Source organism: Actinoplanes subtropicus (assembly GCF_000721705.1).
GTDB lineage: Bacteria > Actinomycetota > Actinomycetes > Mycobacteriales > Micromonosporaceae > Actinoplanes > Actinoplanes subtropicus.
In genome coordinates this window covers 17306-44037 of sequence record NZ_JOJL01000021.1, presented here as the reverse complement: position 1 = coordinate 44037, position 26732 = coordinate 17306, and the positions used below count along the sequence as shown (strand labels likewise).

The 26732-nt window shown below is 70.9% G+C and carries 25 protein-coding genes and 3 pseudogenes; 17 read left to right on the top strand and 11 right to left on the bottom strand.

Features of this window, described 5'->3' with window-relative positions:
- Positions 1-17 precede the first annotated feature (17 nt).
- The 7 genes from IH26_RS0127515 (at position 18) to IH26_RS0127485 (ending at position 4989) form a co-directional block, all read left to right on the top strand.
- Positions 18-1412: an MFS transporter gene (locus IH26_RS0127515; protein ID WP_034216047.1), complete on the top strand. Its 1395-nt coding sequence runs from the start codon at positions 18-20 to the stop codon at positions 1410-1412.
- Positions 1413-1615: 203 nt separating this feature from the next.
- Positions 1616-1918, top strand: coding sequence for a hypothetical protein (locus tag IH26_RS62270; RefSeq protein WP_211268761.1), 303 nt, complete (start codon positions 1616-1618; stop codon positions 1916-1918).
- Positions 1919-1993: 75 nt separating this feature from the next.
- Complete coding sequence (locus tag IH26_RS63990) at positions 1994-2128, top strand: hypothetical protein (protein WP_281179790.1); 135 nt, start codon at positions 1994-1996, stop codon at positions 2126-2128.
- 27 nt (positions 2129-2155) lie between these two features.
- Complete coding sequence (locus tag IH26_RS60090; RefSeq protein WP_157437433.1) at positions 2156-2326, top strand: SbtR family transcriptional regulator; 171 nt, start codon at positions 2156-2158, stop codon at positions 2324-2326.
- A 198-nt stretch (positions 2327-2524) separates the two neighbouring features.
- Positions 2525-3316, top strand: coding sequence for a pectate lyase (locus IH26_RS0127495; RefSeq protein WP_030439136.1), 792 nt, complete (start codon positions 2525-2527; stop codon positions 3314-3316).
- Positions 3317-3429: 113 nt separating this feature from the next.
- Positions 3430-4623 (top strand): right-handed parallel beta-helix repeat-containing protein, encoded by a 1194-nt coding sequence (locus IH26_RS0127490; RefSeq protein ID WP_030439135.1) that lies wholly within the window; start codon positions 3430-3432, stop codon positions 4621-4623.
- Positions 4624-4653: 30 nt separating this feature from the next.
- Positions 4654-4989: an antibiotic biosynthesis monooxygenase family protein gene (locus tag IH26_RS0127485; protein ID WP_030439134.1), complete on the top strand. Its 336-nt coding sequence runs from the start codon at positions 4654-4656 to the stop codon at positions 4987-4989.
- A 14-nt stretch (positions 4990-5003) separates the two neighbouring features.
- Here the strand turns inward: IH26_RS0127485 and IH26_RS0127480 are convergent, their stop codons facing one another.
- The 7 genes from IH26_RS0127480 to IH26_RS0127450 all read right to left on the bottom strand — a co-directional run bounded on the left by IH26_RS0127480 (position 5004) and on the right by IH26_RS0127450 (position 12827).
- Complete coding sequence (locus IH26_RS0127480) at positions 5004-6005, bottom strand: NAD(P)H-dependent glycerol-3-phosphate dehydrogenase (RefSeq protein ID WP_030439133.1); 1002 nt, start codon at positions 6003-6005, stop codon at positions 5004-5006.
- A 255-nt stretch (positions 6006-6260) separates the two neighbouring features.
- Positions 6261-7253, bottom strand: coding sequence for an ABC transporter ATP-binding protein (locus IH26_RS0127475; protein ID WP_034216046.1), 993 nt, complete (start codon positions 7251-7253; stop codon positions 6261-6263).
- Positions 7246-8283 (bottom strand): ABC transporter ATP-binding protein, encoded by a 1038-nt coding sequence (locus tag IH26_RS0127470; protein WP_030439131.1) that lies wholly within the window; start codon positions 8281-8283, stop codon positions 7246-7248. The genes IH26_RS0127475 and IH26_RS0127470 overlap by 8 nt, the downstream gene beginning before the upstream one ends.
- Complete coding sequence (locus tag IH26_RS0127465) at positions 8276-9244, bottom strand: ABC transporter permease (RefSeq protein ID WP_030439130.1); 969 nt, start codon at positions 9242-9244, stop codon at positions 8276-8278. The genes IH26_RS0127470 and IH26_RS0127465 overlap by 8 nt, the downstream gene beginning before the upstream one ends.
- Positions 9244-10224 carry an ABC transporter permease gene (locus IH26_RS0127460; protein ID WP_030439129.1) on the bottom strand — a complete coding sequence of 327 codons (981 nt, stop codon included), beginning with the start codon at positions 10222-10224 and terminating at the stop codon, positions 9244-9246. The genes IH26_RS0127465 and IH26_RS0127460 overlap by 1 nt, the downstream gene beginning before the upstream one ends.
- Complete coding sequence (locus IH26_RS0127455; RefSeq protein WP_030439128.1) at positions 10212-11912, bottom strand: ABC transporter substrate-binding protein; 1701 nt, start codon at positions 11910-11912, stop codon at positions 10212-10214. The genes IH26_RS0127460 and IH26_RS0127455 overlap by 13 nt, the downstream gene beginning before the upstream one ends.
- Positions 11913-11924: 12 nt before the next feature.
- Positions 11925-12827, bottom strand: coding sequence for a proline iminopeptidase-family hydrolase (locus tag IH26_RS0127450; protein ID WP_030439127.1), 903 nt, complete (start codon positions 12825-12827; stop codon positions 11925-11927).
- An 89-nt stretch (positions 12828-12916) separates the two neighbouring features.
- Here IH26_RS0127450 and IH26_RS0127445 point away from each other — a divergent pair, with 89 nt between their 5' ends.
- The 4 genes and pseudogenes from IH26_RS0127445 to IH26_RS0127435 all read left to right on the top strand — a co-directional run bounded on the left by IH26_RS0127445 (position 12917) and on the right by IH26_RS0127435 (position 15975).
- Positions 12917-13747: a FadR/GntR family transcriptional regulator gene (locus IH26_RS0127445; protein ID WP_211268760.1), complete on the top strand. Its 831-nt coding sequence runs from the start codon at positions 12917-12919 to the stop codon at positions 13745-13747.
- A gap of 173 nt (positions 13748-13920) precedes the next feature.
- Positions 13921-14304, top strand: a pseudogene (locus IH26_RS64640) (RICIN domain-containing protein); the annotation flags it as partial.
- A 367-nt stretch (positions 14305-14671) separates the two neighbouring features.
- Entirely contained in the window at positions 14672-15544 is an 873-nt protein-coding gene (locus IH26_RS62260; RefSeq protein ID WP_051808558.1) for a hypothetical protein, read from the top strand.
- 92 nt (positions 15545-15636) lie between these two features.
- Positions 15637-15975: a hypothetical protein gene (locus tag IH26_RS0127435; protein WP_030439125.1), complete on the top strand. Its 339-nt coding sequence runs from the start codon at positions 15637-15639 to the stop codon at positions 15973-15975.
- Between the two features lie 55 nt (positions 15976-16030).
- Here IH26_RS0127435 and IH26_RS0127430 read toward each other — a convergent pair.
- Both IH26_RS0127430 and IH26_RS64635 read right to left on the bottom strand, forming a co-directional pair.
- Positions 16031-16552: pseudogene (locus IH26_RS0127430) on the bottom strand (aromatic-ring hydroxylase C-terminal domain-containing protein); the annotation flags it as partial.
- Positions 16553-16567: 15 nt separating this feature from the next.
- A pseudogene (locus IH26_RS64635) lies at positions 16568-16710 on the bottom strand (FAD-dependent monooxygenase); the annotation flags it as partial.
- Positions 16711-16966: 256 nt separating this feature from the next.
- Here IH26_RS64635 and IH26_RS0127425 point away from each other — a divergent pair.
- Positions 16967-17515: a hypothetical protein gene (locus IH26_RS0127425; RefSeq protein WP_030439123.1), complete on the top strand. Its 549-nt coding sequence runs from the start codon at positions 16967-16969 to the stop codon at positions 17513-17515.
- A gap of 112 nt (positions 17516-17627) precedes the next feature.
- Here the strand turns inward: IH26_RS0127425 and IH26_RS60085 are convergent, their stop codons facing one another.
- Together IH26_RS60085 and IH26_RS0127415 are read right to left on the bottom strand one after the other, a co-directional pair.
- Positions 17628-18632 (bottom strand): hypothetical protein, encoded by a 1005-nt coding sequence (locus IH26_RS60085; RefSeq protein ID WP_157437431.1) that lies wholly within the window; start codon positions 18630-18632, stop codon positions 17628-17630.
- Between the two features lie 13 nt (positions 18633-18645).
- On the bottom strand, positions 18646-20985 hold the full coding sequence (locus IH26_RS0127415; RefSeq protein WP_245665596.1) for a glycoside hydrolase domain-containing protein: 2340 nt from the start codon (positions 20983-20985) through the stop codon (positions 18646-18648).
- A gap of 344 nt (positions 20986-21329) precedes the next feature.
- Between IH26_RS0127415 and IH26_RS0127410 the strand changes: the two genes are divergently transcribed.
- The 5 genes from IH26_RS0127410 to IH26_RS0127390 all read left to right on the top strand — a co-directional run bounded on the left by IH26_RS0127410 (position 21330) and on the right by IH26_RS0127390 (position 26610).
- Complete coding sequence (locus tag IH26_RS0127410; protein ID WP_169789833.1) at positions 21330-22499, top strand: polysaccharide deacetylase family protein; 1170 nt, start codon at positions 21330-21332, stop codon at positions 22497-22499.
- A gap of 137 nt (positions 22500-22636) precedes the next feature.
- A complete protein-coding gene (locus IH26_RS0127405; protein ID WP_030439119.1) occupies positions 22637-23809 on the top strand; it encodes a sensor histidine kinase in 1173 nt (390 codons plus the stop codon).
- A gap of 16 nt (positions 23810-23825) precedes the next feature.
- Positions 23826-24536, top strand: a complete 711-nt coding sequence (locus IH26_RS0127400) for a LytR/AlgR family response regulator transcription factor (RefSeq protein ID WP_245665549.1) — start codon at positions 23826-23828, stop codon at positions 24534-24536.
- On the top strand, positions 24533-24895 hold the full coding sequence (locus tag IH26_RS0127395; RefSeq protein WP_030439117.1) for a hypothetical protein: 363 nt from the start codon (positions 24533-24535) through the stop codon (positions 24893-24895). Before IH26_RS0127400 ends, IH26_RS0127395 begins: the two co-directional genes overlap by 4 nt.
- Positions 24892-26610 carry a sodium/solute symporter gene (locus IH26_RS0127390; protein WP_030439116.1) on the top strand — a complete coding sequence of 573 codons (1719 nt, stop codon included), beginning with the start codon at positions 24892-24894 and terminating at the stop codon, positions 26608-26610. The genes IH26_RS0127395 and IH26_RS0127390 overlap by 4 nt, the downstream gene beginning before the upstream one ends.
- Positions 26611-26732 lie beyond the last annotated feature (122 nt).

Here is a 26732-nt window from a genome sequence, read left to right as displayed (position 1 = left end):
GTCGCGATGAGGTACGCATGACCCAGCAGCTGTCGGAAACCACCCCGCCGCGGGCATGGGGGCGGCACGCTGCCGTGGTGCTGGCGGTGACCAGCGCGGTGGTGTTCATGGTGTTCCTCGATGCCACGATCGTGAATGTCGCGTTCGAGACGATCAGCCGGGACCTGCACGCCGGCGCGGGCCGGCTGGCATGGGTGCTCAACGCGTACAGCCTCGCCTTCGCCGCGACGCTGATCCCCGCCGGCCGGCTCGCCGACCGGTACGGCCGACGCCGGGTGTTCCTACTCGGCGTGGCCGGTTTCACGCTCTTCAGCGCACTGTGCGGGTTCGCCCCGAACCCCGCCGTGCTGGTCGCCGGCCGGGGACTGCAAGGGTTGTTCGCGGCGCTCGTGATACCGACCGCGCTGGCCCTGTTGTTGCCCGAGGTCCCGCCGGCCCGCCGGCACGTCGCGGTGGCCACCCAGGCCGCGATGGGTGCCGCGGCCGCGGCGGTGGGCCCGACGATCGGCGCGCTGCTGATCGAGTACGGCAGCTGGCGGTGGGTGTTTCTGGTCAACGTGCCGATCGGCCTGCTGATCGGCGCCGTCGCTCCCTTGCTGCTGCGGGAGAGCCGCGATCCGGACGCCCGGGGCCTGCCCGATCCGGCCGGCGCCCTGCTGATCGCCGCCATCCCGGCGCTGCTCAGCTTCTCGGTCGTCGAGGGGCCGTCCTGGGGCTGGGCCGACCCGTGGGTGGTGGGCGGCTTCGCGCTCGCCGCGCTGCTGGTGCCGGTGCTCGGCCGGCGCAGCCGCACGGCGCGCTACCCGGCGCTGGACCTCGCGCTGTTCCGGGTCCGCCAGTACCGCCTGATCAACGCCGCCAGCCTGCTGTTCGCCGTCGCGTTCTACGGCTTGCTGCTGGCCAACATAATCTTCCTGCAGACCGTATGGCACTACTCCGTGCTGCGGGCCGCACTGGCCAGCGCGCCCGGGCCGCTGATGGTCATGCTGCTGGCCCGGTTCGCGGGCCGGCTGGCCGGGCGGGTCGGCTTCCGGCCCGTGCTGCTCGCCGGCGCGGCCTGCTGGGGCCTGGCCGCCGCCTGGTTCGCACTCACGATCGGCCCGACCGCCCAGTGGACCACGCACTGGCTGCCGCCGGCGCTGCTGACCGGCATCGCCATCGGGCTGACCCTGCCGGTGCAGTCGGGTGCCGCGGTCGCCTCGCTGCCGGCCGCCCGCTTCGGTCTCGGCTCCGCGATCAACGCCAGCTTCCGGCAACTGGGCGCCGTACTCGGCGTCAGCCTGTTCGTCGCCGCCGTCGGCGACACCCGCACCGCCACCACCACCGACTACCACCGCGTCTGGTGGATCCTCGGCGCCGTCGGCCTCACCAGCGGCCTGATCCTGCTGCTACCGCGGCCGCGACACCGATGACTTCCCGTCCAGGAGAGCCATGCCGATGATCAGCCACACCGAGTCCAGCATCAGCATCCCAGGAACCAGTAGCAGATGACCGCCGCACGCGACGCCGAGATGCCGCCGCCGGATCCCAGGCTTCCGGCCAAACTGGCCGCCCATCCGTCGGTCCAGGCCGTCCTTGCCGGCGCCGCGCCGCCCACGACGCGAGCGCATCGACGATGATCGACGCCGGCTGGCTGCGTGACCTGTGCCTCGCGGCCGGAGCGGACGACGCGGCCGCCGTCAGCCTGGACCACCCCGATCTGACCGGCGAACGCAAGCACCTGCTGGCCGCGCTGCCCGGCACCCGCAGCCTGATCGCGATGTTCCGGATGAACCGCGACAACTGCCGCTCCCCGGCCCGCAGCGTCGCCAACCAGGAATTCCACCAGACCGACGAGCACGCCAACCACACCGCCCGCGGCGTCACCCAGACGCTGTGGCAGAGCCTCAGCTCCCCACCGGGCTACAAATCCGGCTAATGCCTGGCCGTCTGCCCCGCCGGCGAGGACAACCTCGCCCCCTACCTCGACGACCGCAAGACCTTCATGAACACCGTGCTACGACCACTACAGGACAAAACCGAGACGCGGTACGTCCTCCCCGGCTCGCCCGCGCAGCAATACGCCCGGCGCCGCTTCCCGCACAAGCCCGTCAAGGAGGTCACCGGCGGCTGGCGAACTCCCACCTGACCCGAGCGTGGTGCCGGCTAACCACTGGTGCGGCGCGCTGTCGGCGCCGGGGTCGCGCCGTCCGAGGTGACGTCATCGGATCTGTTGACGCTGATCACCGGCATCGTCCTCGCCACCGAGCACCGGCGGGATCCCGCCGCGGAGGCGGACCGGCTGCTCGCGTTGGTGGTGCAGGGAATCAGCCCGCCCCGTGAGTGATAGCGGAAAGTAATTACTGCAAATTCGCGGCCTTTCCCCAGCGCGTATCCGCAGATCATCGCCATGATCTGCAAACGCGCTGGGGAAAACGCATTCCTGTGCCGCGGAGACTCTTGCGATCGTCGATGTTATTAAGTTAACGTTCGGGGCCCATGTAACGGTGCGTGTCCGTCCTCTCCGAAGAAAGGCCTCGCGATCATGCGCACGTCCAGAAAATTATGGTGTGCCCTGGGCACCGTCGCGGCGGTCGCCGCGACGATTGTCCTGTCGGTCACCGACGCGTCCGCCACGACCGTGCCGGGCAACACCGGCTCCATTCCGCTCAGCGCCACGAAGGTGATCAGTGGCGGCACCTTCGACGGCGGCATGAAGCGCTACTACGGCACCGGTGCCCTGGGCAGCGGCGGTCAGAACGAGGGTGAGGACCCGCTGTTCGACCTGCCGAACGGCGGCACGCTGAAGAACGTCATCCTGGGCAGCCCGGCCTCGGACGGCGTGCACTGCGAGGCCACCTGCACGCTGCAGAACGTCTGGTGGGAGGACGTCGGCGAGGACGCCGCCACCTTCAAGCCGAAGTCGAGCGGCATGACCATGACGATCCTCGGCGGTGGCGCGCTGCACGCCGCCGACAAGGTGTTCCAGCACAACGGCACCACGGGCGGCACGTTCGTCATCGACGGCTTCCAGGTCGAGGACTTCGGCAAGCTGTACCGCTCGTGCGGCAACTGCAAGTCGGGCCAGTCGAAGCGCAACGTGATCATCCGCAACGTCACCGCGACCTACAAGGGCGGCGTGCTGGCCGGCATCAACACCAACTACGGCGACACCGCGACGTTCAGCAACATCACGATCCTCAACGACGCCAACAAGAAGATCGTGATCTGCCAGAAGTACATCGGCAACAGCACCGGCGCCGAACCGCCCAAGAACGGTTCCGGCGCGGACGGCACCTACTGCAAGTACAGCAGCTCCGACATCCACTACAAATGAACCTTTTTCAACGTGGCCAGGGCGGCAGCGGCTGGCACCGATCAACGCAGCCGCCACCGCTGGCCCGAAGCCAGGTTGAAAAGGTTCATCAGCCGCCGCGCCCGGAGGGGACCATGAAATTCAAACCCATGCTTGCGTACGGGCTGAGCGCCGCCGCCGTCGTTGCGGCCGTCGCGACGGTCCCCTCCTCGGCCGATGCCGCCACGGTGACGCTGTATGTCGCCACCACGGGCAGCGACAGCAACGCCGGCACCCTCGCGGCGCCGCTGAAGACCATCCAGAAGGCGGTCGCCCTGGTCGCCGCAGGAGGCACGATCGCGGTGCGCGGCGGCACGTACGCCCTGACCTCGACCATCACGATCGCGAAGAGCGGCACCGCGGCCGCCCCGATCACGCTGACCGCCTACAACGGCGAGCGGCCGGTCCTCGACGCGGAGGCGCTGCCCTACACGCCGGGCGCGGTCGGCTCGACCATCCCGAGCGCCCAGCGCGGCGCGATCCACATGGAGGCCTCCTACTGGCGGATCGCCGGCCTGGAGATCGAGCACGGGCCGTACGCGATCTACTGCGACAACTGCAACGACAACACCTTCGACCGGCTCGTCACGCACGACAACTACGAGACCGGGTTCCAGCTGCAGGGCACCTCCGCCGGCAACCAGATCCTGAATCTGGACAGCTACAACAACCACGACCCGCGGAAGAACGGGGAGAGCGCGGACGGGCTCGGCATCAAGCAGGGCAGCGGCGCCGGCAACGTGGTCCGCGGCGTACGGCTCTGGAACAACTCCGACGACGGCTTCGACGCCTGGGAGTTCACCTCGGCGATCACCATCGACGGCAGTGTCGCGTACGGCAACGGGTACAACCGCTGGAACATCCCGGACTACTCCGGCGACGGCAACGGATTCAAGCTCGGCGGCAGCGGCGGCACCGGGCCGGCCGCCGCCCACCACCTGACCAACAGCATGGCGTGGGGCAACTCGGCGACCGGCTTCACCGACAACGGCAACACCGGCGCCATCACGGTCGACCGCTGCACCGCGTACCAGAACACCAGGACCGGTTTCGACTTCGACGGCGGCTCCACGACGAAGCTGACCGCGAACCTGGCGCTCGGCAACGGCAGCGCGGTCGCCCTCGGCTCCTCGACCGCCTCCGGGAACTCCTGGAACATCGGCGGGACCTGGAGCGTCCTCAGCACCAACGCCGCCACCATCACCGGGGCGCGCACCGCGACCGGCGCGATCGCCTCGTCGACCTACCTGGTGCCGGCGAACGGCGCCGCGGTGGGGGCGAAGATCTGAGCTGCCGGGCTGGTCAGCGACAATGATCCCATGAGCATTGTCAAGATCAACGCCATTACCGTGCCGGCCGACAGCGGCGACGAGCTCGCCCGCCGCTTCGCCGCCCGGGCCGGCGCCGTCGACGATCGGGACGGCTTCGAGGGCTTCGAGTTGCTGCGCCCCACCGACGAGCGGACCACCTGGCTCGTCGTCACCCGCTGGCGCGACGAGGAGGCCTTCCAGTCCTGGGTCTCCTCGCCCGCGTTCACGCACGGCCACCGCTCGGCCGCCGAGCGTGCGGGCGAGCCGGCCCCGCCACCGGTCGGCGTGCACAGCGAGGTCTGGTCGTACGTCCCCGCGGGCGGCTCCGGCACCGCCCCGGCCTGACCGGGCCGGCGTCCTCAGCCCGGTTCGGACTCGTGGCCGGCCGGGTGGGATCGCAGCAGGCCGGCATACGCCCGCTCGGCCGTGATGTCGCCGGTGACCACGCGGTGGATCGTCCGGGTGATGGGCATCGCCAGCCCGTGCTGGTCGGCCAGCCGGACCGCCGCGTGCACGGTCTTCACCCCCTCGGCGACCTGTCCCATCTCGCCGAGGATGTCGTCCAGCCGCCGCCCGCGGCCGAGCTGCTCGCCCACGTGCCGGTTGCGGCTGTGCGGGCTGATGCACGTCGCCACCAGATCACCCATCCCGGCCAGCCCGGCCAGCGTGCTCGGCTCGCCGCCCATGGCGACCGCCAGCGTGGTCAGCTCGGCCAGCCCGCGGGAGATCACCGCGGCCCGGGTGTTGTCCCCGACGCCCAGGCCCTGGGCGATGCCCGTGGCGATCGCCACCACGTTCTTCAGCGCCCCGCCGACCTCGCAGCCGATCACGTCGTGGTTGGTGTACACGCGCAGCAGCGCCCGCCGGAACACCTTCTGGATCGCCGTGGCGACGGTGAGATCCTCCGTCGCGATCACCGTGGCCGCCGCCATGCCCGCCATGATCTCCTTGGCCAGGTTGGGCCCGGTGAGCGCGGCCGCCGGGTGTCCCGGCAGCACTTCCTTGATCACCTCGGTCATCCGCAGCAGGGAGTCGCGTTCCAGCCCCTTGCTGAGGCTCACCACCGGGATCCACGGGTGCAGGTGCGGCCGGACGCTTTCCAGGGTGTCGCGGAACGCCCCGGTCGGCACGCCGACGACGAGCAGTTCCGCGTGGGCGGCCGCCTCGGCGAGATCCGCGGTGGCCCGGAGCCGATCCGGCAGCGGGAACCCTTCGAGATACCGCTCGTTGCTGTGCTTGGCGTTGATCTCGTCCGCCGTGGCCGGGCTACGCGCCCAGATCATCGACTCGTGATCCCGCCGGGTGAGGACGGACGCGACCGTGGTGCCCCACGACCCCGCGCCCAGCACGGCGATCCGCATGGTTCCCCTTTCCCCGGGCCCGATCACGTCCGGGCGCGAGTAGAGAATACGGTGGCGACACCCCCGGGCGGCAGATCAGCGCCGACCGGCGGTGAAGCGGCCCTCACGGTCCGCACCGCCTGCGGGCCAGGCTTCACCGCACCCGCGACCGGCGACCGCGAATTCCTCGACACGCTCACCGACATGGCCGGCCGCTACCTGTTCATGGGTAGCGCGCCGGCGGCTTCGGAGATCTCCCGGTTCGCGGGCGGGTGTTCAGGGCGAACCGGCGGTCAGCGGGAAGTGGCAGGCGACCCGCCGGCCGTCGGGCAGCTCGCGCAGGATCGGGCGTTCGGTGCGGCAGCGGTCCCGGGCGTACCGGCATCGCGGGTGGAACGCGCAGCCGGCCGGCTTGGCGATGGGGTTGGGGACGTCGCCGACCAGCTTGATCCGTTCCCGGATGGCAGCGGAACCGTCGTCGACCTGCGGGACCGCGGAGAGCAGCGCCTCGGTGTAAGGGTGGGCGGGTTCCGCGCAGAGCGCCTCGGCCTCGGCCAACTCGACGATCTCGCCCAGATACATGACCGCGATGCGGTCGGAGACGTGGCGGATCACGCCGAGGTCGTGGGCGATGAAGACGTACGTGAGGCCGAACTCGTCCTGGATGTCCGCGAAGAGGTTCAGGACCTGGGCCTGGATGGACACGTCCAGCGCCGAGACCGGCTCGTCGGCGACGATCAGCCGCGGACTCATGGCCAGGGCCCGGGCGATGCCGATACGCTGCCGCTGGCCGCCGGAGAACTCGTAGGGAAAGCGCTCGATATGGGCGGCGGACAGGCCGACCACGTCGAAGAGCTCGGCCACCCGGGCGCGGATCGCCGCCGCGCCGCCGTAGCGGTGGACGTGCAGCGGCTCGCCGACGATGTCTCCGGCCCGGCGGCGCGGGTTCAGCGACGCGTACGGGTCCTGGAAGACGAACTGGAGCTCGCGCCGGACCGGCCGCAGCGACCGACGGGAAGCCCGGGTGATGTCGCGGCCGTCGAACTCGACCGTGCCGGCGGTGAGGTCGGCGAGCCGGACCAGGCAGCGCCCGAGCGTCGATTTGCCGCAGCCGGACTCGCCGACCACGCCGAGCGTCTCGCCGGCGGCCACCTCGAGGGACACACCGTCGACGGCGCGTACCACCGGGCCCCGCCGGGCGGCGAAGGCGCCGGAACGGGCCGGGTAGTGCTTGACCACGCCGGTCGCCCGCAGAATCACGTCACCCACGGCTCTCCTCACGGCTCCTCTCGCGCAGAGCGGCCCGGCCTTCGGCCGGCAGCCAGCAGGCATCGACGTGCTCCGACGCCCCGTTCCGTGTGCCCCCGGTGGGCGCGTCCGCCAGTTCCGGCCGCACCTCGCAGGCCTGGTGCCGCAGCCGGCACCGGGGCGCGAAGCCGCACCCCGCCGGCAGGTCGAGCGGCCCGATCGGCGTTCCCGGGATCATCGGCAGCCGCCGGACCCTCGGGCCGGCCATCCGGGGCACCGAGTCGAGCAGACCCCACGTGTACGGGTGACGGGGCCGCCGGAAGACCTCCCGCTTCGGTCCCCGCTCCACCGCCCGCCCGCCGTACATGACCAGGACCCGGTCGGCGATCTCCGAGACCACCCCCATGTCGTGGGTGATGACCACGATGGCCGAGCCGTGCGTCTCCCGTAGCCGCCGCATCAGGTCCAGCACCTGCGCCTGGGTCGTGACGTCGAGCGCGGTCGTCGGCTCGTCCGCGATCAGCAGGGCCGGGTTGCAGGCGAGCGCCATGGCGATCACCGCACGCTGGCGCATCCCGCCGGAGAACTCGTGCGGGTAGTTGTCCACCCGGCGGCCCGGCTCGGGGATGCCCACCTCGGCCAGCAGCCGGACCGCCCGGTCCCGGGCCGCCTGCCGGCTGACCTTCTCGTGTGCCCGGATCTGCTCGGCGATGTGCCAGCCGACCCGGTAGACCGGGGTGAGCGCGGTCATCGGGTCCTGGAAGATCATCGCGATGTCGCGCCCCCGGACGTCGCGCAGCTCGCGGTCGGTGAGCTCGAGCAGGTTCCGTCCCCGGAACAGCACCCGCCCGGAGATCCGCGCGTTCGGGTCGCGGATCAGCTTGAGGATGCTCAGCATCGACACGGTCTTGCCGGAGCCCGACTCGCCGACGATGCCGAGCGTGTCCCCGGCGGCCAGGGCGAACGACAGGCCGTCGACGGCGGTGACCGTGCCCCGGCGGGTCCGGAAGGTCACCCGCAGGTCGTCGACCTCGAGCAGCGGCTCAGGCATGGCGCGCCCTCGGGTCGAGCCGGGCGTAGAGGACGTCGACTACCGCGTTGGCCAGCACCACGAAGAACGCCGCGTAGATGACCGTCGCCATGATCATCGGGAGGTCGACGGTCTGCAGTGCGTCGTAGGTGAGCTTGCCGACCCCAGGCAGCCCGAAGACCACCTCGGTGAGCAGCGCCGCGCCGCCGACAAGCGCGCCGAAGTCGAGGCCGAACAGCGACACGATCGGGATGAGCGAGCAGCGCAGCGCGTGCCGGATGAGGATCCGCCGCTCGGAGATGCCCTTCGCGCGTGCCGTCCGCACGTAGTCCTCGTTGAGGTTGGCGACCAGCTCGGACCGCAGCAGGCGAGCGTAGATCCCGGCGTACAGGACGGCCAGCGTGAGCCACGGGAAGAGCAGGTGCAGCGCCCACTGGCCCGGATCGTCGGTGAGGCTCACGTACCCGAGCGGCGGGACCCAGGAGAAGACCGAGCCGTGCAGCCGGCTCTGCGTGATCAGGTTGACCACCTCGCCGAGCCAGTAGACCGGCAGCGAGATGCCGACGACGCCCGCCAGCATGATGAGCGGGTCGGCCACGGTGCCACGCCGCCACGCCGCCACCGTGCCCATCAACACGGCGAACAGCACCCAGATGACCGCCGCCCCGAGCACCAGCGAGAGCGTGACGGGCGTGGCCTGGACGATCTGCGGGATCACCTTCGCGCCCCGGTTGACGAAGGACTCCAGGTCCCGGCTGATGAACAGGTGACGCATCATCAACGCGTACCGGATGGGAATCGGACGATCCAGGCCGAACGAGTGGCGCACCTGCGCGAGCGTCGCCGGGTCCGCGTTGCGGCCGGCGATGCGCGCGGCCGGGTCGACCCCCGGCGTGGCGAAGAAGATGAGGAAGACCAGCACGCTGATCGCGAAGAGCACGAGTACGGCCGAGGCCAGCCGGCGTACGGCGAACAGAAGCATCACCGGGCCCCCGGATCCAGCGCATCCCGGACACCGTCGCCGAGGACGTTGAGGGCGACCGCGGTGGCGGCGATGCACAGCCCGGGTGCGATCGTCACCGCCGGCCGGGTGTAGAGCAGGCCGAGACCATCGTTGATGATCGTGCCCCAGCTCGCGTCCGGCGGCTGCACGCCGACCGAGAGGAACGAGAGCGCCGACTCGGTGAGCATGTCGAGCGCCATCATGATCGGCACGAAGACGATCGCCGTGGGCAGGATGTTCGGCAGCACGTCGCGGCGCATGACGCGGACGTCCGAAGCGCCCGTGCCGATCGCCGCCTGGATGTAATCCCGGTTGCGCAGCGCCACCACCTGCCCGCGGACCGGCCGCGCGACGTACGGCACGTAGACCACGGCGATGATGAGGATGGGCACCCAGAGGCTGCCCGCCGAGATCGTGATCGGCCCGAGGCGCAGCCCGCTGGTCAGCAGGATCACCGAGAGGCAGATCGCGAGCAGGTAGACCGGGATCGACCACACCACGTCCAGCGTCCGCGACAGCAGCGCGTCGACCGGACCGCCCGCGTACCCGGCCAGGACGCCGACCGCGGTGGCGATCAGGCAGCACAACAGGGCGGAGATCAGGCCGATGAACAGGCTGTTGCGCCCGCCGTAGAGCAGCCGCGCCAGCACGTCGCGGCCCTGGTTGTCCGCGCCCAGGAAATAGTGGCCCGGGTCCCAGGTCGGGCCGATCGGGGTGACCCCCAGTCCGAGCCCGGTGCTGCTCGGGGCGAGCACCTGGACGGTCCGGCCGTCCACCACCGTCGTGCCGGACACGTTGGAGCGGAACGGGTCGGTGTGCGCGACGTGCTCGGCGTACAGCGGGGCGGCCAGGCAGGCCAGCGCGATGACGACGAACACCGCGACGCCGGCCATGGCCGCCCGGTTGCGGGCGAGGTGGCCCGCGGCTATCCGCCACGGGCCGGCGCTCACTGCACCCACAGCTGCGAGACCAACATGTAGAACTGCTTGCTGAACTGGTAGTTGCCGACCCGCTTCGAGGTGAAGTCCACCAGCTTCGGGTTGATCAGCGGTACGACCGGCGCCTTCGCCATGATGGCCTGGTCGATCTGGCCCCACAGCTTGTCGGCGGCCTGCGGATCGGTCCGCGCCAGCGTCAGTGCCTGCTGGATCTGGCCGTCGATCCCCTTGTCGCAGAAGCCGGAGATGTTGATGCTCGAGTCGCTGCCGGGGTGGAACGAGGCGCAGGACAGCAGCACGTTGATGAAGTCCGAGGCCGCCGGGTAGTCCTGATACCACGAGGTCAGCGACAGCTGAACCTTGTTCTTGGTGTTCTGGATGTAGGTGAACTGGATGTCGGCGGACAGCGGCTTCAGCGTTGCCTGGTAACCGATCTCGTTCAGCACGCTCTGCAGGTATTCGCCCATCGCCTTGTTCACCGTGTCGTCCTGCACGACGACGCCGACCTCCTGCCCGGCCGTGCCGGACTGCTGCACGAGCTGCTTGGCCTTCGCGAGGTCGGGCGCCGACCAGGTGGCGCCGCCGCCCGCGGTGTAGGCGCACGAGTCCACGTGCCCGGGTAAGCCGGGCGGCAGGATCGTGCAGGCCGGCTGGGCGAGGTTGGTTCCGCCGTACAGCCGGACCACCGCGGCCCGGTCGACCGCCCAGCTGATCGCCTGGCGGGCGGCCTCGTTGTTGAACGGGGCGAGGTTGGTGTTGAGTGCGAGATACCAGAACGCGGTCAGCGGGTTGACATGCACCTGGCTCGCGTACGTGGTGCCCAACTCGTTCAGGCGGTCCGCCGGGGGCGGGTCGAAGACCCAGTCGGCCTGCCCGTTCTGGACCGCCGTGACCTCCGCCTCGACCGTCAGGCCGAACGATTCGTCGATCTCGTCGGGGTATGCCTGCGGCTCCGCGTCGTGCGACCACTCGCTGAAGTTGGGGTTCCGGACCATCTTCAGCTCGCGGTTCGGGTCGTACGAGGCGACCATGTACGGCCCGGTGGTGGGCAGCGGGGTCGTCCCGGCGTCCTTGGCCGGCGAGCCCTTCGGCAGGATCGAGGCGTGCGGCACCGCGAGCTTGTAGAGGAACTCGGAGTCCGGCGCGGTCAGGTGGATCGTCACCGTGCCGGCCGTCGCGTCGCCCACCACACCCTTGGCCAGTGAGCAGGTCGCGGGCTTGGTGAGGCAGGCGTCGGCGCCCACGATGCCGTTGTAGAACGTGCCCGCGGTGGGGCTGGAGACCTTGAAGATGCGCTCGAACGACGCCACGACGTCGTCGGTCGTGAGCGCGGCCCCGGTGGAGAACTTGATGCCCTGACGGAGCTTGAACACGTACGTCTTGCCGCCGTCGCTGACCTGCGGCGCCGCCTCGGCCAGGTCGGGCACGGGGGTGAAGGACGCCTGTCCGTCCACCTTCTTGAAGGCCATCAGGCCGTCGTACATGGCCTGGTAGAGCTGCCAGTACTGCAGCGTGTAGTTGACCTGCGGGTCCAGTGAGCCGGCCGCGCTCTTGGCGAGCAGCTTGAGCGTGCCGCCCTTGTGCTGCGACTGGAAGCCCGCCGTCGAGCCGGAGGCGCTGGTGGCCGGCGTGCTCGACGAGCCGGAGCAGCCGGCGAGGATCAGGGAGGTCGTTATCAACGCGATTCCGGGAAGGGCCTTACGTGCCATCGACGGCTCCGGTCACTCGTGTTCGTCCAGGAAGGCGCCGACGAGGCGTAGGTAGTCCCGCTCCTCCTCGACGTGCGGCATGTGGCTGGACTCTTCGAAGATCGTCCAGCGCACGTCGGGGACGCGGTCGGCGTACGGCTGGACCGTCGCCTCCGTGGCCTCGTCGTAGCGGCCCGACACGAGCAGGGTGGGCGCCGTGATCCGGTCGAGCCGGTCGATCACGGTCCAGTCCTTGAGGGTGCCGACCACGTGGAACTCGTTGGGGCCGTTCATGGTGTGGTAAACGGTCGGATCCGCGTCGATCAGCGCGAACGTCTCGGCGACCTCGGGCGGGTTGGGCACGATCCGGCACACGTGCCGGGCGTTGAAGACCTCCTCGGCGGCCCGGTAGTCGGGGTGGTCGGTGGTGCCGGCCCTCTCGTGTGCCAGCAGCGTCTCCTGGACGTCGGCGGGCAGGCCGGCCCGCAGCCGGGCCGCCTCAGACAGCCAGAGCTCCATCGAGGCCGGCGAGTTCGCGATCACGAGGGCGCGCAGGCCCGCCGGACGGCGCACCGCGTGCTCGGCCGCGAGCATGCCGCCCCACGACTGGCCGAGCAGGTGATACCTTTCCGCGATGCCGAGCGCGGCGAGGAGGTTGTCCAGTTCGTCGAGGAAGAGCTGGACGGTCCAGAAATCGGCTCCCCGGTCCGGCAGGTGGGTCGAGTTGCCGATGCCGAGCTGGTCGTAGTGCACGACCGCGCGTCCCTGGGCGGCGATGCCGGCGATGCGCAGCGTGTAGTTGTGCGCCGCGCCCGGCCCCCCGTGCAGGACCACGAGCGGCGTCCGGGCCGAGTCGAGATCGCCGGTGACGCGGTACCACGTCTGCCAACCGCGGAAGTCGACGGTGCCGGCGTGAGTGGGTTCGGGAATGGACAACGCGCCTCCCTGATCTCCGTGCTCGGTATCCTGGATGGTGTAAAGGTCCGACCACAAGACCTTTTCAGTGTATGTTCGAGAGAGGTAACGTGGCGGAAATCGACGAATTCGCGCGGGTGCTCGGCCAGGTGCTCGATGGCCAGTCCGGTTCCGCGTTACGCCCCGTCCGGCTGCCGACCGCGGCGTCCGAGGTCGCCGACCGCCTGATCACCGCCATCGCGATGGGGGAGTACCTGCCGGGCGAGCGCCTCCCGCCGGAGCGCGACCTGGCCCAGATTCTCGACGTCGGCCGGTCCAGCGTGCGCGAGGCCATCGGCCGGCTCCAAGCGGTCGGCATCGTCGACATCCGCCGAGGGCGGCAGGGCGGCACGTTCGTCCGGGAGAGCTGGACCGGCGCGTCCGCCGAGGCGGTACGGCGGACCCTGCTGCCCCGGTGGGCCGAGATGGAGCAGCTGTTCGACCTGCGTTGCCTGGTCGAGGGCATGATCGCCCGAACGGCCGCCGAGCGGCGCGGCGCCGGCGACATCGAGCGCATGCGGGCGGCGCTCGACCGGTTCGCCTCGGCGCGCACCGCCTACGACGAGCATGCCGCCGACATCGCCTTCCATCAGGCCGTCGTGGAGGCGGCGCGCAACCCGCAGATCGCGGCGCTGAGCCGCGACCTGCTCACGCGGGTCAGCCTGGGCTTTCCCATCGAGCCGTACGACGGGGCGCGCGCCGTCCTGCGCCGGGCGCTGGGCGAGCACACCGCGCTCTGCGAGGCGATCGTGGCCGGCGAGGCCGAACGGGCCGGGGCCATCGCCCGGGGGCACTTCACGATCACCAACGAGGCCGTACGCGAGGTGCTCTCCCGCGCCGGCTCAGACCTCTCCGGTACTGACGGGACACCCGGGGGCGAATCGGGCGTACGCGTCGATTGAAGGTTGTCTTATCTTCTTCTTAGCCGGCGGGTGTTCCTGGCCGGGTTTGTGGATCATCGACGCCGGTTCTGTCGGGGACCGTCGGCCTTATCCCCACAAATCTGGAGAAGTCCTCCGTGAAGAAGCTCGCGCTCTCGCGACGCTGGTTGTTCGTGTCCGCGGCCGCCGTAGTCATGGCCGCCGGTGGAGGGGTCGCCGTCCTGACGGCCTCCGCCGCCACGATCACGCCGGCGTTGCCCAACACGATCGAGGCCGTGCACAGCGGCAAGTGCCTGTCCACCGCGGGCGCCGCCGAGCCGGTCACGCAGCAGCCCTGTGCCGCCGGGTCCACCGCCCGGCAGGCGTTCCGGCTCACCGCGGTCACCGGCGGCTACACGATCAGCCCGCTCAGCGGCGGCGGCTGCCTGGGCGTGTCCACCGACACGCCCATCCGGCTGGTCGCCACCTGCAACGGCGGCGCCGCGCAGAAGTTCGTCGCGACCCGGTCCGGCAACGGGTACGCGCTCAAGAACGTGCAGAACGGCCGCTGCGTCGACGTGACCGGCCGGTCCACCGCGAACGGCGCCGCCATCATCCACTGGACGTGCAACGGCCAGACGAACCAGCAGTGGCGGCTGAGCCTGCCCGCCGGCCCGACGACGTCGCCGAGCAACAGCACCGAACCGAGCACGGGTACGAGCAGCAGCGCCCCGACCCCGACGGCCACCACCACCGCGCCGGCGAGCCCGTCCGCCCCGGCCAGCTCGGCGCCGGCGACCGGTGCCTGCGCCCGCCCGGCCGGCTCCTCCTCGCAGGTCCGGGTCACCGACGTGAACGTCGGCACGGCGGTCACCGGTTACGGCGGCGAGGGCGACACCGAACCGCTGCCGATGGCGATCGCGGCCACCCCCGACGGCGGCTCGTGGCTGGCCTGGCTGGGCACCGATGCTGCTGCTGACCCGCAAGGGCGACTGCCACACCGGCCCGCTCTGCGGCGGCACCTCCAGCCCGTGCAACAAGATGTTCATGGTCCGCTTCGACAACAGCGGCCACACGGTCTGGGAGCAGCAGGTCACCAACCTCACCGACGCGCGGGGCGGCTACGACGACGGCGCCCGGTTCGTCTGGTGGTACCAGCATCACGGCCGGCTCGCGTACGACGGCACCAATTACGCGGCCTACTTCGGGGTGGCGATCACCGTGCAGAACGGCAACTGCGTGGACATCCACGAGGGCGACCGGATGCAGGTGGTGGACCCGACGGGCGCGTTGCTCGGCGGGCACGGCAGCTTCGACTTCGGCTGCAGCCACGCGTGGACGTCGCGGATCCTGTGGGACCCGAGGACGAGCAAGTTCGTGATGGTGTGCGCCACCGACAACGACTGCCGGATAGCGCAGCCCGACCCGTACCGGACGGTGGCGGCGGGCACGTGCGACGGCACCCTGTTCGGCGGTGACCTGGTGCTGGCCAAGTCGTCCGGCTACTGGACGGCGTGGAGCCAAAGCGGCAAGGCGCGCCTCGAGCACTTCACGACAGGCGCCTCGGACAAGACGGTCACGACGGCCGCGGCAACCAGCCATCCGCACCTGGTGACCTACGGCGACCGGATGCTGCTGGCCTGGAAGTCGGGCTCGTCGATGCTGGCCCAGGTCTACGACGCCGGGACCGGGCAGACGGTGGGCAGCCAGTTCACCATCGCCGTCCGCGACCACGACTACATGGCATTCAAGGCGTACGCGGACGGCAGCGCCGCCTACGCGGCCGCCGGCAGCACGAGCACCTCCATCAAGATCGCACGAGTCATGCCGCTCGCCTGACTCCGGACCGGCCGGCCCGGTGGGGGACGCTCATCCCTCATCGGGCCGGCCGATAAACGGATCATGGTTGGGGGCGTGACTAGCATCGGGGCATGAGGCACGGGGACGTCATGCGATCCTGGCGGCTCCCGGACGGGAGCCTGCTCGTCGAGGTCGTGTCCAGCTACGAACCGGGCTTCCACCACCTGCGGGACGACCGGCTCGTCCGCTCCTACCTTCCCCGCGTCGCCGACGACTGCGAGCTGATGTACATCTACGGCCACCGGGTCATCGAGGACCGCCTCGAGCACGTCACCCATGTCGAGGTGGGCTACCCGTACCGGCGTGACGTGGTCAGGGTCGGCGAAACGATATTCGATGGCCTGCTCGCACTGCCAGCGGGCGGCGTGACCAGGGAGCAGCTCGCCCGGGCGGGTGTTCCCGAGCCGTGACCCTACCGATCGCACCTCAGGGGCGTTCATCCCCCGTGGCTCGATTCCCGCGATGTCAGTGGGGAGCGCCGAACCAGCGGTGCAGGTGGTCGGTGAGCGTCCGCTGATCGTCACCGGTCCAGGCCACGTGCCCGTCCGGGCGTAGCAGGACGGCGGGCGCGTCGAGTTCCTCGCTCGGGTCGGTGACGAGGTCGACCCGGTCGGTCCAGCCGTCCACCGTGAGACTTCCGGTCTGGTCCAGCAGGAGTCCTCGGCCTTGGCGCATCAGCTCGTACCGGCGTCCCCGCTTGGTCGGCAGGTCCCGCAGCCGCCGGCCGAGCAACTCGGGCCCGGGGCCGAAGTCGTACCGGATGCCGATCGCCGTGATCCTCTCGGTGAGGAATCGGTTCACGTCGTCGAAGTCCATCAGTTGCGTGAACAGTCGCCGTACCGCTTGTGGCCCCGGTTCGGTGGAAATGAGGACGGCCTGCGCGCGGGTGAGGTCCAGCACGTCGGCCGCCACCGGGCGACGCTCGACCTCGTAGCTGTCCAGCAGGTCGTCCGGGGCCCAGCCGGCAACCGCGGCCGCCAGTGGCCACGCTGGTCCAGCACCTCGACGCTGCGCACATGCAGGCCGAGTGAACGGACGAGCTGCTTCGGTTGCGCGTCCTGCTCCACCACGAGCACGTCCACGCCCTTGAGGCGTAGCTCGGCCGCGAGCATCATCCCGGTGGGACCGCCGCCGGCGACAACCACGTCAACCACGAGTCCTCCCCCATTCACGAAATGGCAGCGGATCAGGCCCGGGCGCGCCGAGTCGCAGCCGGCCCGCGAGCCTGCCTGAGCCCGTCCGCCGCGAGTACCGCGAACGGTTGACGCGGCCAGCCGCCGTACCGCGACGGTTTACCCGTGATCTCCAACAGCGGCTGGATGTCCCGGGGCCGCGGCGCCCATAACGTTACCGACGCCCTCGCCGGAGGGCGCATATCTGTGGGCAACGGAGAGGCATGAAATGGGACGGATCCGCATGGCCCTGGGCGCCGCCGCGCTGATTTTTGTCGCGACTGTCGCCGTGGCATCGCCGGCCGTGGCGGCGGAGGACACCACGGGGCAGGCATCCGGCGCGTTCGTCGACGACTCGGTGGGAGCCGACGAGTCGGCGGACGGAATCATCGCCGAGGACCTGACCGTCGGCGTCCCCGCCGAGGCGGCTCCCACCGCGAGCCAATGCAACATCGTCTTCTACAACTCCTGGGGTGAGACCTGCTTCCAGAGGAACGGCGACAAGGTCTGGGTCATCGACAGCAGTCACAACCTCAAGACCGCGTACGCCTACTGGCAGAACTACCTGCGGACCTCGAACGGAACCTGGAAGCTGCAGCGCTCGGGCAGCTGCCGTACGACCGGGCAGGTCTTCCTCTGGCACACCTGCTCCTACAACTTCTACGAGGACACGACGGTGAACTCCAAGGGCGGGAAGGGCAGCGGGATCCGGCTCTGGATCTGCCAGGACGGCAGCGGCTGCAGCTCCAAGTACCTCTGGGTACGCAACAACAAGTAGCACTGCGGGCCGCCGTGCCGGGGCGACGAGCCCCGGCACGCTGCCGCACTGGTGGCGGCCGAGAACGATCAGGACACGATCATGCAGGTGGCGCACGGACCTCGGCGAACGCCTACTCCCAGATCGCGTCGTAGCGGGTCAGGGTTTCCCGGCCGGTGGTGCGCTGCGCGTCGTCGCCGGGCATGGTCAGCTCCACGGTCGGATGCTTGATCGTGGGCAGCGGGCCGTCCGGCGTCCGGGTGGTGGTGTGCAGGACGACGTCGAGGATGTCGCCGGCGCCGAGCCGGACGGTCGTGGTCCAGCGGGTCTCGTGGACGGCGGCGGTACGGGTGACGGCGATGCGCCGTACCCGGCCCGCGGGCTTGCCGTTGAGGGTCGCCGTGCCGGCGGTGACGGTGGTGACCAGCCGTGGGTCCACCGACACCGCGAACGACACCGGATGGGGCGCCTTCCCCGGTCCGGTGCCGCGCAGCCGCAGGCCGGCCGGGCGGTAGTAGCGGAACCGGTGGCCGTCGCCCCAGGCCTGCGCGGCCCAGCCGCCGGTCAGCTCGATGCCCCACGGCGTGCGGGCGCCGCCGGTCCCCGCCGATCGGCGCAGGTCATGGCGGGTACGAGTGCCGGCGACGAGGGTGGCCGCGGTGTCGCCCGGCCGCCGCACCAGGTCGTACGGGAAGCGCAGCGGATGTGCCGTGCCGGCCAGGACGACCAGTTGTGCGGCCGCCGGGATCGGCTCGCGCACGGTGACCCGGCAGGTGGTGACGCCGGTCTTCGGGTCGGTCGTGGTGGTGGCCGCCGCGTCCACCCGCCGTCCGCCGGGGCCGGCGATGACCGGGCCGGTGGCGGCGTAGAGCCGGGCGTCGTACGCGAACTCGATCTGCGCACCGGCCGGCACGCTCCCGCCGGTGTTGGCGATCCGGACGGCGAGTTGCTGCGGGCAGGTGGTTCGCGGGGCGGCGTCGGGTGTGCGCACGGCGAGAGGCCGGTCCCCGACCGGCGTGAGAGTCAGTCCGGTTTCCGCGGTAGCAGCGAGGGCCGGCGGCGAGACGGCCAGGACGGTCACGCCGGCCGAGAGGGACGCGGCGGCCAGCAGGCCGCGGCGGGACATCGACAGAGTCATGATCAATCCCCGTTCAGGAGGCGTACGAGACGACGGTGTCGGCGAAGGCCCGCACGATGTCGTCGCTGATGACCGGCGGGACGGCCTCGATCTGCAGGTAGCCGGTGTCGCCGGCCCAGTCCGTGGCCCAGAAGACGTCCCGGGCGGAGGTCAGCGCCGCGTCGGCGTCCGAGGAGACGATGTCGCGCCCGGCGGCGATCAGAGTGTCGTACGTGCCGCCGAACCGGACCTGGTAGAAGTCGGCGAACCGTTTCCGGGACGCCGTCGCCGAGGCGTAGTAGTAGGGGAACATGGTGGACAGCGGCCGGGTCGGCTCGTAGTTGTGCTGGGCGCCGAGGACCAGAGCGTCCACGTCGGCCAGGAAGTCGCCGATCGCGAAGAATCCGCTGTCGGAGTAGTCGGCGATGTAATTGCGCGCGTAGCTGTACGCGTTCGCGGCCGGCTGCCCGCTCTTCAGGAAGTCGCCGAGCGTACAGATCATGTCGCCGCCCCACCCGGCGAAGTCCACGATCCCGGCCACCTTGAGGTCACCGCTGACCCGGTAGTTCACCACCGAGCCGAAGGTCGCGCCGAAATGGGCCACGTCCAGGTCGCGGAAGTTCGCCGGGTCGCGCAGCGGCAACTCGTCCGGGCGGCCCGGGTAGCCCTTCACGAAGGCCACGAAGTCGGCGTCGAGCGGGCCGAACATGAGGTCGGCCCGGTTCCCGACGTACGCGGGCTGGCGTGACCGCAGGTACTGCGCGACCAGTTCCGGCGCCGACCGGTCCACGTGGCCCTGGTCGCGCCACTGCCCGGCCCGCGCCTCGATCCAGGTCAGGTAGGTGTAGAAGCCGTCGTTCACGTCTCTCGGCCGGGTCACGCTGGTCACGCCGACATCCCGCCCGGACACCAGGTCGTTGTCGATCTCCACCGATCCGGCCGTGCCGTCGGCGAGGGTGGTGTTGGCGATCTGATCGAACGCCCAGTTGTCCGGCAGCGGGAACCCGAGGTTGCCGCTGTAGCCGGTGGACATGCCGCTGACGAAGCTGCGGGTGGCCAGCCCGGCGGAGCTCACCCGGCTGCACACGTTGCGGCAGCCGTAGATGCCCACCGCGTACGGGTTGCCCTTCTCCACCACACCGGCCGCCACGCCCTGGAAATGCGGGATGATCGCGCTGGTGATCTCGTCGTCGACGGCGTCGAAGTCGACCGCGAAGTAGATCGTGGTACCGGCCGGGATGCCGAAGCCGGCCGCCGCCGTGCACGCCGCCCGGCCGGCCGCCAGCCCCTGGTCGTAGCTGAAGTACTCGACGCCGTCGCCGTCCTCCTGGTAGATCGGGAAGAACGCCATGCCCTGGTCGTTGATCAGCGCGATCTCCGAGTTGGTGAGCACCTTGTTGGTGCCGCCGGTGAGATAGCGGCCGACCGTGCGGTAGCCGTTGTTCCAGACCGTCGCGATGGTGGTGCTGTTCAGCGGGTGCATGCAGTCCATCGCGGTGCCCTTGCGGGTCGGGTCGCCGGTGGACAGCAGCAGCGACATCCAGGTCTGGTAGTCGCCCGCGCCGGTGACCGGCAGCATCGAGAACTCCTGGAAGCGGCGGACGTACCCGGCCAGGTCGGCGGTGAACGTACCGGCGTGCGCCCAGTCGCCCTGCCAGTTGTTGAACGTCATCGCCGCCTGGAACAGCCGGACGAACCCGGTCGATCCGGCGTCCACCGAGCCGGCCGAGACGGTCGCCGACGAGCGCAGGCCGGCCTGGGTGCCCGGGCCGACCGCGCCGGTGACCACGCCGTCGGCCATGCCCAGCTGGTACTGGATGCCGAAGACGAGCGCCTTCTGCACGTCCCGGGAGAAGTGGCCGTCGCACGGGCCGATCAGGAAGTCGGCGCGGCCCCAGTAGGTGGCGTTCAGCCAGCGCTGGATCTGCTGGATCGTGTCGTGGCCGCCCGCCGTCAACACGTACGCGTCCATCGTCAGCAGTGCCTTGAACACCTTCGGCGGGATGTCGGTGACGATCGCGGTGTCCCCGACGCCCATGTTCTGCATCATCCCGGCCAGGCCCACCTGGGTCGGGGTGGAGAAACTGCCGTCCAGGTCGCCGCCGAGGTACCCCTTGCAGTACAGTCCCGCCTCGACGATCGTGCGCATGTTCTGGTTCGTGGAGTTCAACCCCACGTTGCCGTACGCGGTCAGCTTGCCCAGCGTCGTCGGCCCGAAGTTGTCCGACAGCTCGGCGATGCCCAACTCGTGCTGGAGCCCGCGGGTCAGCGAGAACATCGTCGACCAGCCGGTCATCCCGGTCTCCGCGCAGGCCACGTACCCCGGCACGGCCGCGTACGTCGCGTTCACCCAGCGCTGCGCCTTCAGCACCATCTCGTCCACACTCGACCCCCGTCTCGCCCGTATGCAGAAGCGATGATGCCAACCGCCGACGCCGTCCGGCGCCACTTTCAGCCCTGGCCGAAAGTGCCTGCTCGAAGGGGTGGCACTCGGCACCGTTCGCTGACCGGGTGAATTCCGGCCAAGCGTGCCGGCGGATGGGCCGGACAGATGTCATCGTTCCCGACGTGCCCACTCGCCGAAGGTTGCTGTTCGCAGCGTTGGCCGTCACCGGCTTGCCGTCGCCCGGCCGCGCGCCGCGCGGGTCCGGGCCGCAGCTGCTGACCACGATGGGGCGTGTACAGGGGTGGCAGGCGAACGATTCGCTGGTGCACGCCATGAGCGACGACCGGCAGAGCGCCTTCTTCACCAGCAGGCCCGACGGGACGGCCGCGACCTTGACCCGTACGGCGATCCGGCCGGCCATCGACCTCACCGGCGGCCGGCACCTCCGGTTGCTGGTCATGGTGGAGAATGGCGACGCGCTGCAGGACCTGTCGCTCTACGTGAGCAGCGACGGGCTGCGGAGCGCGTACGCGTCGGCGCCGATCCAGAACTTGAACGGCGACCCGAGCGTGCGCTGGCTCAAGGACGGTGCCTGGACCTGGGTGACCGTCGGCCTGGGCGGCGCGGCCGTCCACGGGCCCTTCGACCCGGCCGCGGTCGATTCGCTGCGGCTGCGGCTGATCAGCCTGCCCGGCTACACCGCGACCGTACGCCTGCGAGCCGTCGAGATAGCGTCGCCACCGCCCTTCGCCGCGGGCGGGATCGTGTGTTTCAGCTACGACGACAGCTACCGCTCGCAGTACACGATCGCCAGGACCCATCTCGGCCGGCACGGATTTTCCGGTACGGCGTACACCATCACCAGCAACGTGCTGGCCGCCGAAGCGGGCGACCCCCGGTACCTGACCACGGCGATGCTGCGCCGGATGCGGAGCGACGGGTGGGAGATCGGGCTGCACACCGACACGATCGTCGACCACCGGCGAGCCTTCGCGGCCGGCCGTAACGCGGTGACCGGCATCCAGTACGGCACCGACCCGCTGAGCCCGGCCGAACTGGACCTCGACGTCACCCGCAACCTGGCCTGGCTGACCGGCAGCGGCCTGGTGGACGGGTTCGTGGGGCACTGCTACCCGCAGGGCCGCTTCGACGAGACCGTACGGCGGCGGCTCGCCACCAGGGTGGCCTACGTACGGGCGATGACCGAGGACACCAGCGGCATGGAGACGGTACCGCCGGCCGACCCGTACGCGATCCGCTCCTATGCTCTGAACAACCGCTCCACCGACGAGGGCCTGCGGGCGATCGTCGACGGCGTCGCCCGATACGGTGGGCTGGCCGTCTTCTGCGTGCACGACCTGGTGCCGGTCCCGGTCGAACCGACCCAGTGCGCGATCGCCACCCACCAGGCCCTGGTCGACCACGTCGCCGCGAAGCCGGGTCTTACGGTGCTGCCGCTCGGCACCGTCATCCGGCGGCTCGGCCCAGCGTTCGCCTCCTGATCGGCCTTCCGACTGATTCCGCGGGCTTTGGCAGAGGGCGAATTCAGGCCTCCGGCTCGCGGGTCCGGCCGGCGAAGGGGACACGGTGGCACGGCGGTGGACGAGCCGTCGGCCCGCTTCGGTGGTAGGCATGACGCATGGTGGTCCCGGTGCTGGCGACGCTGTGTGCCGTGCTGTTGGCCGCTCACCTGGTCACGCTGGTGCGGCGGCGCCCCGGTGGGCTGGGCACCCCCGCCGAGCGGGCCACGTTCGACACGCTGCACACGGCCAGCCTGGCGGCCAAGGGGCTGCGCGGCGGGCTGACCGCGGCCGGCGCCGGGCGGGCGATCAAGCATCTGCGGCCGCTGCTGGGGGCCTCGGCGCTGGCGTTGACCGGGCACGACGGGACGCTGGCGGTGGACGGGCACGGGCATGTGCACCCCGTGGACCCGCATGCGCACGGCAGCGTCGCGCTGGCCGCGGGGCGGACCGTGGTGCTCGGGCGGGCCGAGATGGGGTGTCCGGCCGGTTGTCCGGTGCAGACCGCCGTAGTCGCGCCGTTGATCGATGGGGGGACGCCGGTGGGTGCGCTGATCGCGTACGCCCGGCAGCCGTCGGCGATTCTGTTGCGGGCGGTCGAGGAGGTCGCCTCCTGGATCGGGGAGCAGTTGGAGCTGGGGTCGGCCGGGCTGCACGAGCGCATGCTGGCCGAGGCCGAGTTGCGGGCGTTGCGGGCGCAGATCAGCCCGCATTTCATCTACAACTCGCTGAACGCGGTGGCCACCTTCGTCCGCACCGATCCGGAGCGGGCCCGGGAGCTGGTGCTGGAGTTCGCCGACTTCACCCGGTACGCGTTGCGGCGCAGCGGGAACTTCGCCACGCTCGCCGACGAGCTGCGGAACACCGAGCGGTACCTGGTGCTGGAGCAGGCCCGCTTCGGCGACCGGCTGAAGGTGTCGCTGCGGGTGGCGCCCGAGGTGCTGCCGACCGCGGTGCCGTTCCTGGTGCTGCAGCCGCTGGTGGAGAACGCGGTGCGGCACGGGCTGGACGCCGGGGGCGAGGCGATCACGGTTTCCATCGTGGCCGCCGACGAGGGGGAGACGGCCCTGCTGACCGTCGAGGACGACGGGATCGGCGCCGACCCGGCGGTGATCCGGGCGGCCCTGGTGGGGGCGGGGCCACGCAAGACGGTGGGTCTGAGCAATGTTGACTCCCGATTGAGGCAGGTGTTTGGTGACGAACATGGACTCGTGGTCGAAACCGCCCCCGGGGCCGGAACAAAGGTCACACTCCGCATACCAAAGTTCGCCCCCGGGGTCGCCGCGCGGTGACGGGCTCCGGGCGCTGGTGCTCGACGACGAGTCGCACGCCCGGGACGAGATCTCCTTCCTGCTCGGCGGCGACCCGCGGGTGGCCTCGGTGCGGACCGCCGCGTCCAGCGCGACCGCCCTGAAGCTGCTCAGCACCGAGGCGTTCGACGTGCTGTTCTGCGACATCCGGATGCCGGGGCTGAACGGGCTGGAACTGGCCCGGCTGGTCGCCCAGTTCACCACGCCGCTGGCGATCGTGTTCGTGACCGCGTACGACGACCACGCGGTGGAGGCGTTCAGCCTGCAGGCCACCGATTACGTGATGAAGCCGGTCCGGGCCGAGCGGCTGCGCAAGGCGGTGCGCCGGGCCGGCGCGGTCCGCGACGGCCGGGCCGAGCCGGCCGGGCCGGACGAGGAGGACGAGGTGATCCCGGTCGAGCTGGGCGGCGTCACCCGGTTCGTCCGGCGCTCGCAGGTCCGGTGGGTGGAGGCGCACGGCGACTACGCCCGCCTGCACACCGACGACGGCGAGCAGCATCTGATCCGGACCACCCTCAGCGTGCTGGCCGAGCGCTGGTCGGCGGCCGGGTTCGTCCGGGTGCACCGCAGCGCGCTGGTCCGGCTGGCCCGGGTGGACGAGATGATCCGCTCGGTGGACGGGCACACCGTGCTGCGCCTGGGCGCGGACGAGCTGACCGTGAGCCGGCGGCACTATCGCGAGGTACGCGACCGGCTGGCCAGCCGGTGACCGAGCCACGCCGGGTTCGGGTGGTGCACCCGCGCACCGATGCGGCGTCGCGCGGGCCGCTCGTGCCCGCGGACGACGCCGTGACCGAAGTGGACGAGATCTACCTGCGGTCGCTGATCCGCGGCCAGGCCCGGCTCGCGCTGCTGATCGGCGGGCTGACCGCGACGCTGCTCGGCGGGATCGCGCTCCTCGGCGCGGTGTGGCCGGCCTTCGACCGGGCGCGGCTCGCCGGGCTGCCGGTGGCGTGGCTGGTCCTCGGCCTCGGCGTCTATCCGCTGCTGATCGCGCTGGCCTGGTTCGCCGTGCACGAGTCGGAGCGCAACGAGGAGGACTTCCGTACGCTGGCCGGCCGCCGATGAGCGCGGCCGTCGTCACCGTCCTGGTGGTGAGCGTGGTGACCATCGTGGCCGGCGCGCTGGGCCTGCGGCGGGCCCGCACCACCGGCGACTTCTACGTGGCCTCGCGGGCCGTGACGCCGCGCTGGAACGCGGCCGCGATCGGCGGCGAATACCTGTCGGCCGCGTCGTTCCTCGGCGTCGCCGGGCTCATTCTGGCGTACGGATACGACGCCCTGTGGTACCCGGTCTGCTACACCGCCGGCTACCTGATCCTGCTGGCCGTGGTGGCCGCCCCGCTCCGCCGCAGCGGCGCGTACACGTTGCCGGATTTCGCCCAGATCCGGCTGGAGTCGACCACCGTGCGCCGTGCCGCCGGCGCCCTCGTGGTGATCATCGGCTGGCTCTACATGGTGCCGCAACTGGCCGGGGCGAGCCTCACGCTGAGCACTCAGCTCGAGGCGCCGGGCTGGCTCGGCGGCCTGCTGGTGTGCCTGGTGGTGCTGATCGCGGTGACCGCCGGCGGCATGCGCTCGATCACCTTCGCGCAGGCCATCCAGTTCTGGATCAAGTTCGTGGCCCTGCTCATCCCGGCGCTGGTGCTGATCGGGGTCTGGCAGCATCGCACCACCGTCTACACCGGTCACCCCACCGCGCAGGGCACGGTCGTGGTGCCGATCGCGCAGGAGACGACGGTACGCCTGCCGGTCACCGAGACCCTGACGGTGCGCGGCTCGGTCGACGGCCGTCCCGTCGACGGCCCGGTCGAGCTGGCCGCCGGGTCGCACCGGCTGGGCGCGGGCACCACCGTGACGCTGCATCGCGACGACACCGTGCCGGTCGTCGCCCGGTTGCCGGACACCACCTTCACGTCGTGGCTGACGCCGCTGGGGTCGGGCATCCCGCACCCGCTTTACGCCAGCCTGTCGCTCATCCTGGGCGTCTGCCTCGGGACCATGGGGCTGCCGCACGTCCTGGTGCGTTTCTACACCAACACCGACGGGCGAGATTCACGGCGTACGACATTTGTGGTTATTGTCTTGCTTTCGGCCTTTTATCTCTTGCCGACCGTCCTCGGCACGCTGGGCCGCCGGTTCGTGCCGGACCTGCTGCTCACCGGCGAGACCGACGCCACCGTGCTCACCCTCCCGGAACGGATGCTCGGCGGCCCCGCCGGGGTGTGGCTGGGCGCGCTGGTCACCGCGGGCGCCTTCGCCGCCTTCCTGTCCACCGTCTCCGGCCTGGCGGTCTCGGTGGCCGGCGTGCTGGGCCAGGGCCTGGTGGGGGACCGGCTGCGCGCGCCGCGGCGGCTGCGGATCCGATCGTTCCGGCTGAGCGCGATTCTCGCGCTCGCCATACCGTACGGGTTGAGCCTGCGCACCGAGCGGCTCGGCCTGGCCGTAGTCGTGGCGCTCGCCTTCACGGTCGCCGCGTCCACCTTCTGCCCCCTGCTCGTACTTGGCATCTGGTGGGACCGGCTGACCGACGCGGGCGCGCTGGCCGGGATGGCGGTCGGCGGCACGCTCTCGCTGACCGCCGCGCTGGCGACGCTGACCGGCGAGGATCCGGCGGGCTGGCCGGGGGCGGTGCTCGGGCAGCCCGCGGTGTGGACGGTGCCGATCTCGTTCGCCGTCATGATCCTGGTGTCGCTGGCGTCGGCCGATCGGGTGCCGGCCGCGGCCCGGCGCATCATGATCCGGCTGCACACCCCCGAGGCGCCGGTTCCGGGCGGCCACTGATCGCGCCCGGGCGACCGGCGGGCGCACCCGTGCGGCCGCAGATCGACGGTCGCGCCCGGTCGGCGATCGGTTCCCGCGAGGGCTCTCGGCGGTGGCAGCATCCGGCTCATCGGGACGCGTCA